Source organism: Ruminococcus bromii, assembly GCF_002834225.1.
Classification (GTDB): domain Bacteria; phylum Bacillota; class Clostridia; order Oscillospirales; family Acutalibacteraceae; genus Ruminococcoides; species Ruminococcoides bromii.
The window spans coordinates 237,871-248,825 of sequence record NZ_NNSR01000073.1; the positions used below are offsets into that span (position 1 = coordinate 237,871).

Annotated in this window: 9 protein-coding genes; 6 read left to right on the top strand and 3 right to left on the bottom strand. The window is 43.3% G+C overall.

Going from position 1 to position 10,955, the window contains the following annotated elements:
* Positions 1-81 precede the first annotated feature (81 nt).
* The 4 genes from RBATCC27255_RS09845 (at position 82) to RBATCC27255_RS09860 (ending at position 6,383) form a co-directional block, all read left to right on the top strand.
* Complete coding sequence (locus tag RBATCC27255_RS09845) at positions 82-1,509, top strand: alanine/glycine:cation symporter family protein (RefSeq protein WP_101029829.1); 1,428 nt, start codon at positions 82-84, stop codon at positions 1,507-1,509.
* 56 nt (positions 1,510-1,565) lie between these two features.
* Complete coding sequence (locus RBATCC27255_RS09850; RefSeq protein WP_015523302.1) at positions 1,566-2,162, top strand: HD domain-containing protein; 597 nt, start codon at positions 1,566-1,568, stop codon at positions 2,160-2,162.
* A gap of 172 nt (positions 2,163-2,334) precedes the next feature.
* Positions 2,335-3,993 carry a dihydroxy-acid dehydratase gene (gene ilvD, locus RBATCC27255_RS09855; RefSeq protein WP_101029839.1) on the top strand — a complete coding sequence of 553 codons (1,659 nt, stop codon included), beginning with the start codon at positions 2,335-2,337 and terminating at the stop codon, positions 3,991-3,993.
* 317 nt (positions 3,994-4,310) lie between these two features.
* The gene (locus RBATCC27255_RS09860; RefSeq protein ID WP_101029830.1) at positions 4,311-6,383 is read left to right on the top strand and encodes an elongation factor G; all 2,073 of its coding nucleotides are present in this window, start codon (positions 4,311-4,313) and stop codon (positions 6,381-6,383) included.
* A 251-nt stretch (positions 6,384-6,634) separates the two neighbouring features.
* Here RBATCC27255_RS09860 and RBATCC27255_RS09865 read toward each other — a convergent pair whose 3' ends face one another.
* Positions 6,635-7,822 (bottom strand): L,D-transpeptidase family protein, encoded by a 1,188-nt coding sequence (locus RBATCC27255_RS09865; RefSeq protein WP_101029831.1) that lies wholly within the window; start codon positions 7,820-7,822, stop codon positions 6,635-6,637.
* Positions 7,823-7,995: 173 nt separating this feature from the next.
* Here RBATCC27255_RS09865 and RBATCC27255_RS09870 point away from each other — a divergent pair, with 173 nt between their 5' ends.
* Together RBATCC27255_RS09870 and RBATCC27255_RS09875 are read left to right on the top strand one after the other, a co-directional pair.
* Positions 7,996-8,577, top strand: a complete 582-nt coding sequence (locus RBATCC27255_RS09870; RefSeq protein WP_242958645.1) for a DUF5662 family protein — start codon at positions 7,996-7,998, stop codon at positions 8,575-8,577.
* A gap of 17 nt (positions 8,578-8,594) precedes the next feature.
* Positions 8,595-9,284, top strand: a complete 690-nt coding sequence (locus RBATCC27255_RS09875; RefSeq protein WP_101029833.1) for a DUF6062 family protein — start codon at positions 8,595-8,597, stop codon at positions 9,282-9,284.
* Between the two features lie 335 nt (positions 9,285-9,619).
* Here RBATCC27255_RS09875 and RBATCC27255_RS09880 read toward each other — a convergent pair whose 3' ends face one another.
* Both RBATCC27255_RS09880 and RBATCC27255_RS10540 read right to left on the bottom strand, forming a co-directional pair.
* Positions 9,620-9,829, bottom strand: coding sequence for a hypothetical protein (locus tag RBATCC27255_RS09880; protein ID WP_101029834.1), 210 nt, complete (start codon positions 9,827-9,829; stop codon positions 9,620-9,622).
* Positions 9,830-9,842: 13 nt separating this feature from the next.
* Positions 9,843-10,955, bottom strand: a 1,113-nt coding sequence (locus tag RBATCC27255_RS10540) for a hypothetical protein (protein WP_341458208.1), incomplete at its 5' end; no start/stop codon positions are given.

Genomic DNA, 10,955 nt, shown 5'->3' on the forward strand with positions numbered 1-10,955 from the left:
AAACATTAACGGACATAAAGCAGGTTTTGCTTTTGTATATTAAACAGGGTAGGATTATACTAAAACAAGGAGGCGTACAATATGTGGGATGCGATTTCAGCTGTGATGAATAGCTTCAATGACTTCCTGTGGGGTTGGTTTATGATTATCCTTCTTCTCGGAACTCACATTTTCCTCACAATTCGCACAAAATTTGTACAGAGAAAAACTTTTAAGGCAATCAAACTTTCGGTGACAAAGGATCCCGATTCAGACGGTGACATCAGCCCGTTTCAGGCTCTTGCAACAGCACTTGCCTCAACAATCGGCACGGGTAATATCATAGGCGTAGGTACTGCAATTGCACTCGGCGGACCCGGTGCGGTTCTCTGGTGCTGGCTCACCGGTGTTTTCGGTATCGCAACGAAGTATTCCGAGTCACTCATCGGTGTAAAGTATCGTGTAAAGACCTCTGACGGCAGAATGCTCGGCGGCGCCATGTATGCCCTTGAAAGAGGATTTAAGTTTAAAACTCTCGGCAAAATTTTAGCCGTTCTTTTTGCACTTTTTGCATTGCTTGCATCCTTCGGCATCGGTTCGGGTGTTCAGGTTAATGCAATTTCAAACATTATGAACAACACCTTTGACCTTGGTACGGTGAATCTTTTCGGTCAGGACGCTTCGGTTATTTCGATTATTGTAGGTGTTCTTGTTGCCGCAATTACAGCCGTTGTAATTTTCGGAGGTATCAAGTCAATCTCAAGAGTTTGCGAACTTCTTGTACCGTTTATGGCTGTTTTCTATGTTCTCGGCTGTATTATTATCCTCGGCATGAACTTTGATGTTCTCGGTAAGACATTTGAAATGATTTTTCAGGACGCATTTTCTCTCAAGTCCGTTGCAGGCGGTTTCCTCGGTTCAAGCCTTATGCTTGCCGCTCGTTACGGTATTGCAAGAGGCCTTTTCAGTAACGAATCCGGTATGGGTTCTGCTCCGATAGTTGCCTCTGCCGCTCAAACAAGAAACCCTGTTCGTCAGGCTATGATTTCTTCAACGGGTACTTTCTGGGACACAGTCGTTGTTTGTCTTATGACAGGTCTTGTGCTTGTAAGCTCAATTATCAAAAATCCTGCAATTGATGTTTCCGACGGCGGTGACCTTACATACAAAGCCTTCCAGCAGATTCCCGTAATCGGCACACCGATTCTTGTTATCGGTATTGCCGCTTTTGCATATTCAACAATCCTCGGCTGGTCATACTACGGTGAACGCTGCGTTGAATATCTTTTCGGCAGAGGCGGTATGATTCCTTACAAGCTGATTTTTGTATTTATTCTTCTCATCGGTCCTGTTATCAAGCTCGACCTTGTTTGGACAATGGCTGACATCTTCAATGCACTTATGTCAATTCCCAACCTTATTGCCGTAGTTGTGCTTTCGCCTGTTGTTGTAAAAGAAACAAACTATTACCTTTACGGCAACAGACTGGATGAATACGATAAAACCAAACTTCCTGTAGTAAATAAATAATCACATAAAGCCTGCACTGTGCCCATGTGCAGGCCTGAATTTTAAGAGGGAACATTATGGAGAAATCAAGAATTGAAAAGCAATTTGATTTTATAAAGGAAATTGATAAGGAAAAATTCATCATCCGTCAAACCTACCTTTCCGACGCTCGAAAAAAGGAAAACGATGCCGAGCACGCATGGCATATGGCGATAATGACAGTTATGCTTTCCGAATATGCAAATTCCGAAATTGATGTGCTTAAAACAATGACAATGCTTCTTATTCACGATATTGTCGAGATTGACGCAGGCGATACATATGCCTATGATGAGGAAGCTAAGAAAACTCAGGCAGAGCGTGAAATGAAAGCCGCAAAAAGAATTTTCGGACTTCTTCCGGAAGATCAGGGCGAAAAGATGATGAATCTGTGGCTTGAATTTGAAAGCGGTGAAACAGCCGAAGCAAAGTTTGCTCACACAATGGACAACATTCAGCCCGCCATGCTCAATGATGCAACCGACGGCAAGGCGTGGGTTGAGCATATTGTTCATCTGCACAGTATTCTTAACCGCAACAAAAACACTGCCGACGGCTCAAAAAAGCTGTGGGAATATTCAAGGGATAACTTTATTATGCCCAATGTTGAAAAGGGCAGAATAATCAACGATTGAGCCGCAATAAATGATTTTGGCAATATAGGTTCTCTACTTGATTTTGAACAGCCGATGTGCTAAAATTAAGATTAACGATACAGAAATTTTCACTGTGTTTTATTATGGAACAATTGAAGGGCTTGTATGTGAATTTTGTTCCGATTTGATAATTATGGAAAGGGTGTTTACAATGAAAAGTTCAGTTATAAAGGACGGCGTAAGTACCGCACCTCAGCGTTCGCTTTTGAATGCTCTCGGTCTTACCGAAGAAGAAATTAAGAGACCTTTTATCGGTATTGTAAGTTCCAAGAACGATATCGTTCCGGGACATATGAATATAGATAAGATTGTTGATGCCGTTAAGCAGGGCGTTGCTCTTGCAGGCGGTGTTCCGATTGTATTCCCTGCAATCGCTGTTTGTGACGGTATTGCTATGGGACATGAGGGAATGAAGTATTCTCTCGTAACCCGTGAGCTTATCGCAGACTCAACAGAGGCTATGGCAAAGGCTCATGCGTTTGACGCACTTGTAATGGTTCCTAACTGCGACAAGAATGTTCCGGGTATGCTTATGGCTGCCGCAAGAATTAATGTTCCGACAGTTTTTGTAAGCGGCGGTCCTATGCTTGCTGGTCATGTTAAGGGCAAAAAGACAAGTCTTTCGAGTATGTTTGAGGCAGTCGGCGCTTACACGGCAAACAAGATTACTGCCGAAGAGCTTGCCGAGTTTGAAAACAAGGCTTGTCCGTCATGCGGTTCATGTTCGGGTATGTACACCGCCAACAGTATGAACTGTCTTACCGAGGCAATCGGTATGGGACTTCAGGGCAACGGTACAATTCCTGCTGTTTACTCAGAAAGAATCAAGCTTGCAAAGCACGCCGGCATGAAGGTTATGGAACTTCTTGAAAAGGATATCCGTCCTCGTGACATTCTCACGGAAAAAGCATTTATGAATGCTCTTACTGTTGATATGGCTCTCGGCTGTTCAACAAATACAATGCTCCACCTTCCTGCAATCGCAAAAGAGGCAGGTGTTAAGCTTAACCTTGACATTGCCAATGAAATCAGCAAAAAGACTCCTAACCTTTGTCACCTTGCTCCTGCAGGTCACACATATATGGAGGATCTCAACGAGGCAGGCGGTGTTTATGCCGTAATGAACGAGCTTACAAAGGTTGGACTCCTTGACACAGACCTTATCACTGCAACAGGCAAGACTGTAGGCGAGAACATTAAGGGTTGTGAAATCAAGGACACGGACATCATTCGCCCTGTTACAAATCCATACAGCAAGACAGGCGGTATTGCTGTTCTCAAGGGTAACCTTGCTCCTGACGGTTCTGTTGTTAAGAGAAGTGCCGTTGCAGAGGAAATGATGCACCACAAGGGTGCGGCAAGAGTGTTTGACTGCGAAGAGGACGCTCTCAGTGCAATTTATGACGGCAAAATCAATCCCGGTGAGGTTGTTGTTATCAGATACGAAGGTCCTAAGGGCGGTCCGGGCATGAGAGAAATGCTCAACCCGACTTCCGCTATTATGGGCAGCGGTCTCGGCAACTGTGTTGCTCTTATCACAGACGGTCGTTTCTCAGGCGCAACAAGAGGTGCGGCTATCGGTCATGTATCTCCCGAGGCAGCAGTCGGCGGTCCGATCGCACTTGTTAAAGAGGGCGATATGATTGAAATCGACATTCCTGCAAACACAATCAATCTCCTCGTTTCTGACGAAGAGCTTGCAAAGCGTAAGGCAGAGTGGAAACCCCGTCAGCCCAAGATTACAACAGGCTACCTTGCTCGTTATGCAAAGCTTGTTACATCAGGCGCACAGGGTGCGGTTCTCGAATAATCAAGTTTTCAAGGCTCTCGTTTTGAGAGCCTTTTCTTTTGTCGAAAACTGATTTTTTAGGGAATCAATCGTTAAAATGCACAATTGAACTTGCGAAAATCTGTATATTTTTCGGCTTAACATAAAATAAAAAAGCAAGTTGCACAATTCACCCCTTGTCCATTTGGGCAAAGGGTGAATTTTTTTATTTTGCCATAATTCGGTTGTTTATTTTATACAAATATGCTATAATAATTCCGTATTAATTGACACTATTGTTTAATTTTGTCGAAATAAGCTTGATTAGAATAGAAATTTTACGAAAGGGGATTTCACTTTTGAAACAATACGACGCTAAAAAAATTCTTAATATTGCCCTCGCAGGACACAGCGGCAGCGGCAAAACCTCGGTTGCGGAGTCAATACTCTATCTCTCAAAGATGAGCGAAAGACTCGGTAAGGTTGCAGACGGCAACACAGTCCTTGATTTTGACAGCGAGGAGATCAAAAGACAGACTTCAATTATGACGGCGGTTGCACCGATTGAATGGAAAAATACAAAAATCAACCTAATCGACACCCCCGGCCTTTTTGATTTTGCAGGCGGTGTTGCAGAGGGCATGAGAGCGGCTGACACGGCGCTCATCGTTGTTTCGGGCAAGGACGGTGTCTGTGTAGGTACCGAAAAAGCAGTTGAAGCGGCAACAAAGGCAGGGCTTACAAAGGTGTTCTTTGTAAACGGTCTTTGTGACGAAAGCGCCCGTTTCTATCGTGTATTCGAGAGCTTGAAGGCTACATTCGGTCCGTCTGTTTGTCCTGTTGTTGTTCCGTACATTGTTGACGGTCAGGCAAACACTTATGTTAATTTGTTTGATTACAAGGCTTATGAGTACGGCACAGACGGCAGTGTAAAACAGACTGCGCTTCCTGATATGGGCGACAGGCTTGAGGGCTTGCGTGAGGCTATCAAGGAGGCTGTTGCCGAAACAAGCGAGGAACTTCTTGACAAGTTTATTATGGGTGAGGAGTTTACTCCCGAAGAAATCATTCTCGGTGTAAGTCAGGGTGTTAAGGACGGCACAATCTGCCCCGTATTCTGCGGCGACGCTCATAATACATTCGCAATTGATCAGCTTTTGAACAGTCTTACATGGCTTGCTCCGTCAGCGGCTGACAAGAGCGGTGAAATCGGTGTTGACCTTGACGGTGAACCCGTTGATGTTTCGGTTAATGACAGCGGTGCGGCTGCCGCAATCGTATTCAAGACAGTTGCAGACCCGTTCATCGGCAGACTTTCATATGTAAAGGTTGTTTCGGGCAAGGTAAGCTCGGACGCTCCTCTCATCAATATGCGCACAGGCGCACAGGAGAGGATAACAAAGGTGCTTTCCGTAAGCGGAAAAAAGCAGACGGATGTTCCGTACATTGGTGCAGGCGACATCGGCGCAATCCCGAAGCTTGCATCAACAAAGACAGGCGACACACTCTGTTCGCCTCTCAGAAAGGTTGTTCTTGACGGAATCGACTATCCGTCATCATCATATACAATGGCTGTGTATCCGGCAAAGAAGGGTGACGAGGATAAGGTCGCTCAGGGCATTGCAAAGCTTGCGGACGAAGATCCGACAATCAAACTTGTTTCAAACCACGAAACCCATGAAATGCTCCTTTCGGGACTCGGTGAACAGCATCTTGATGTTGTAATTTCAAGACTTAAAACAAAATATAATGTTGACGCAGTCCTCAAAAAGCCAAAGATTGCATACAGAGAAACTATCCGCAAAAAGGTTTCCGCACAGGGCAGATATAAAAAGCAGTCGGGCGGCCACGGTCAGTTCGGTGATGTGTGGATTGAATTTGAGCCGTGTGATTCTGACGGTCTTGTATTTGCCGAAAGAGTTGTCGGTGGTGCAGTTCCGAAGAATTTCTTCCCTGCCGTTGAAAAGGGACTTCAGGACTCAATCAAGAAGGGCGTTCTTGCAGGCTATCCGATGGTAGGCATCAAGGCTACTCTCTATGACGGTTCATATCATCCCGTTGATTCCTCCGAAATGTCATTCAAAACAGCGGCTTCTCTGGCTTATAAGAACGGTATTCCAAATGCTTCTCCCACGCTTCTTGAGCCAATCGGAAGCCTTAAAGCCAATGTTCCGGATGCAAATATGGGCGATGTAATGGGCGAGGTCAACAAGCGTAGAGGTCGTGTACTCGGTATGCAGCCGGGTGAAAACGGCACGCAGATTGTTGAGGCAGAAGTTCCTATGGCAGAAATGGATGACTTTGCAACCTACATTCGTCAGGTAACACAGGGCAGAGGTTCGTTTGATTTTGCGTTTGTTCGCTATGAGGACACCCCTGCAAATGTTGCTCAAAAAATTATTGAGAAAGCCAAGGCTGATTCTCAGGATTAGTACAGTAAATCAGAGGTTGTGAAGAACGAAGTTTTAAACTTCACTTCTTCACAGCCTTTTTGTGTTTTGTATGGGCGGCTTTGCGGCATTTATCAAATTTTGTAATATTGCAAATTGCAATGAAATTTGAATGTGATAACCATTAAGACAGAGGTTTTTAGGTGTGTTCGCTATCAGCAAAAATGCGTAATTAACCGACAAAGAGCATTACTGCCATATTTGGCAATAATGCTCTTGATTTATGTTGCTGTTTATTGTACCGTAACCGTAATTGTAACGCTTGAAGTTCTTTTAAGCACATCGGTAACTGAATAGGTCACCTTATATTTGCCCTTGCGTGCGGTTACTACATTACCCACAACCTCAATATCTGAGGTTATATCATTGCCGCAGGTGTCAACCGCCGTTACCCCTGTCAGAGCATAAAATTCTCCGCCGCTTTTTATTGCGCAATCGTTCGCACCGCTGATTGTCGGGGCGGCTGTGGCATACGGACACTTTTTACTGCTGTCTGTCGGATCCCATTTGTTATTGAAATCCGTAATTTTTATCGCGTCAGGCTTTCCGAGAGGTCCTGCCGTTTCGGCATCGTCATAAATATTGACCGCCGTACCTGTGGGGCAATTGTCATAAATCCACTTTGCGTCCGAAACCGCAAGCCTTACGCAGCCCTGCGACGCCTGCTCACCGAGCTTGTTGAACTCGTCAACCTCTAAATCCTGTTCGTTTAAGGTGTAGTAGGGAACAGAGTGAAAGAGGTAATCGCCTGAAATTCCGCTGATGTACCTGCCGAAAACATCGCCCACAAGGAACAGCCATTCGGTCTTTATTCCGATTGTGTAGTCGCCTGTGATTGTTGCGTTGTTCAACCCCGTTGAACAAACCATCGCTCTGACAGGAATTGTGTACTTGCCGTTTTTGTCGTATGTGTAGACAGTCACGCAGTTTGCCGTGCGGTTCACCTTGATTTCATACAGATTTTTTGCCTTGTTGCGCTTGTTTTGCTCGAGCTTGTCTGTATTTGCCGTTATGCAGGTTGAATAGCTCTGCTGTTTTTTTACCGTTGACTTCGTAACTGTTATCTGAAATTCGGCTTTGGATTTGTCCTTTAGGATTGCCGAAACAAGTGCCGTGCCTTCTTTTAATGCATCAACCCTTCCGCCGTCATCAACAGTCACGGTTTTAATGTCCGAGCTTGTCCATTTTGTAACAGATTCTGCTTTTTCGGATGACAGCTCAATAAGCTTTGTTTCGCCGACTTTTAATGTGAGCGAATCTAATGTGCTTGGTAATGTCGGATTTTCTGTTGCGGCTGTATCCGCCGTCTGTGTTTTTTTATGTGATTTAGAATCATTTCTGATTATACCCATTGTGCCGCATAATATGCTGGTTGCGATAAGTACAACACAAAGGAAAAAAAGGAAAATCTTCTTTTTCATATACTTTCTATCCTTATGCCCTTTACAAAAAATGGTTACAAAAATTTAACCTTTTCCTATTATAACTTTTTTAGTGTAATCTTGCAAGTACTATTTTAAATTGGCTGAAAATGTGGTAAAATGTCAGTCGGAAAATGTTTTTGTAATTTCCGAACTAATGATTAAAATAATTTATGGTGATAATTATGGCACATCCGATTAAACATTTCAGAACAATAACCCGCCACAGACACAAGGTAATTGCCAACTGCGCAAGGGCAGGAATTTTTTGGCAGGGATTAAGGCACGATTTGTCAAAATATTCGCCCACGGAATTTATTCTTGGTGCAAAGTATTTTCAGGGAACAAGAAGTCCGAATGAAAAGGAGAGAGAGCGGTACGGCTACTCTCTGGCTTGGATGCATCACAAGGGCAGAAACCGCCATCATTACGAGTACTGGAACGATTACAACCCAAAGTCAAAGCAAATTGAAAATGTTGAAATGCCGATAAAATATGTTGTCGAAATGTTCTGCGACCGAGTAGCCGCAAGCAAAATCTATAACGGCAAAAACTACAAGGACAGCGATCCGTTCACATATTTTTGCAGAATCAGAGGCAAGCACCGCATGCATCCCAACACCGAAGCGTTGCTTGAAAAATTATTGGTTATGCTGAGAGATGAGGGCGAGGAAAAAACATTTGCCTATATCAGAAATATGAAAAAAGCAGCGGCGAGCCGTCGACAGAGTGCAGCCGTGCCTCATTTACGCTAACAAAAGGAGAATTATAAGTGAAAGAAACTATCTGCACAATTCCGATTAACGATATATTTATGCCGAAATGCGGATGTCCGTTTTGCCGAATGGAGAGTATGCTTGAGGAGCAGTATGTAAAATTTATTACGGGTGACGCGATGATGGAGCCTAATATCAGGATTGAAACCAACAAAAAAGGCTTTTGTCACCGCCATTTTTCGCAGATGTTTGAAAAAGGACAAAAACTCCCGAACGCTCTCATTCTTGAAAGTCATCTTCAGGAAATTATTGATAACGATATGCCGAAAAAGCTGAAGGGTAAGCCTGATAAGAAACAGCTTGAAGTCATTAAAAAGCGACTTGATTCGTGTTATGTATGCGACAGAATCGAGTGGGATATGCACCATTTTTGCGACACGATTTTTGTTGAGTGGGCAAAGGGAGAGGAGTTTTATAAGCTGTACAACGAACAGCCGTTTATCTGCTTTAAACACTACGATTTTATTATGAATGTTGCAACCCAAAAGAGCAAGCTGCCGTCAAAGCTTTTACCGCAATTCTGTGCCGAAACGGCAGGTCTTACAAAAAATTATCTTTTGTCACTCAAAGAGGATATAACATACTTTTGCTCAATGTTTGATTACCGCAATCAAGGCAAGGACTGGGGCACTTCCAAGGATTCAATTGAGAGAAGCGTTGAGTTTTTGACAGGCGAAAAACCGTAAACGGCGAGCCGCCGTACCCAATTCGGGAAGACAGTTTGTAATGTAAAAAACATATTATGCCCGAGCGAAAGGTTTAATTAATGTAAAATTGAAAATTGAAAATGGAAAATTAATGTCGGGAAGACAGTTTGCAAAATAAAATGCAATGTCTTCCCGACTGTTTTGTTAATATGAAATTTACTGTTTATTTATGGCGAACACGGTTCGCCGCTACAATTTAAATTGTACAAATTTTTACAATGCTACGCTCGGGCAAAATATTTTTTGCATTTAAACAAACTATCTTCTCGACCGCAATTTTCCATTTTCCATTTTCAACTTTCAATTTGAATCATTCACTGCCAGACTGCCATAACGGCATTGTAGTATTCGTCCGGCAGCACCGCTCTGAGCTGTTCTCTGCCCGATTTGCTGTTCATGTATGCGTTGCGAACATTTTCGCCGACCTGCATTTCAGTTCCGTTATAGTTTATAAACTGCTGTCTGAGTACCGATACGCTGTCTTTTGTCAGCATATCAAGTGTGATTTTTTCTTTTAATTCCATAATTTTTGCCTCCTTAGTCTATGATGTATGTAACTATTACATTGATTTTTTCGCCTTCTGCAAATGTCGTATCGGGACTGTTTATGTACAGCCATGAGCCGTCAAGGCGAATATTAACAAGCTTGTTGGCAGTTGTATACACCGCAATGCTTGACAATCCGCTTGCAGTCATAGCATTGAATGGCAGTCCTGCGAACTGTACATAGTTTTTACCTGCAACAAGGGTTGTGATGTTTAGTGCTACCGTCACGGTTTTACCGATTTTTGAATAGTTAAAACTGCCCTCGCAGCCGTCATAAATAGCCTGCGCAGGAGTAAGCTCCCCTTTGCCGACCTCAACATTTGACGAATCGTATTTATTCGCAAGTGAAGTTTGGGTTGTCTTTTCAAATGCCAAAACCTCGTTCGCAACTTCTGTGACACCTTCCGCAACTTCATTCGGCAAATAGATTGATTCTTTTTCAGCAATCATAATTTTGGACACTTTGAAGAATCCTGTTCCGTAATAATCAAACCGAATCGCAATATAAGTGGTATCCTCTGCTGTCGTAAATGAACCAAAACCCTTTCTAAGTTCAAAGCGAGTTGCGTCTGTATTAATTCCGTTTAAAAAGACATACGCTCCACAAGTGGTGGAAGATGGTAACCACGAGAATAAATATTTTGTATTTGGCTTTACTGCTATTCTCATAGATTGCGGTGCTGACGGATTCCATCCGTTTGTGTATCCATTGGGTTCAGTAGTTGTTATGGCAAATGATTTTTCATTATAATCCACTTTGTCAAGAGTACCTCTGTAAACTGGATTAGTAAGCCCCTGTAATCCTTTTGCCCAAGCATCGAAATCAAAAATATTCGAGCTATTAACGAGGTTAGCTTTATTTGCCAGTGAAGTATCAACAACATTTTTAGTATATGCGTCTGAAATGCCGTACCCTGCAAGTGTTGTTGCCTTATCAGCTTTGTTTCCGAGAACCTCGTTTGATAAGTCAGTACAATCAATTACCTCCCAGTCACAATGGTCGGCTGGAGCAGCATACATCTTATTGATAGCTGATATATTGATACAATTGTCAAGTGTTAATACATTCGGTGTGTCAGCATATGCTCCTTTAAGCGTGCGTGC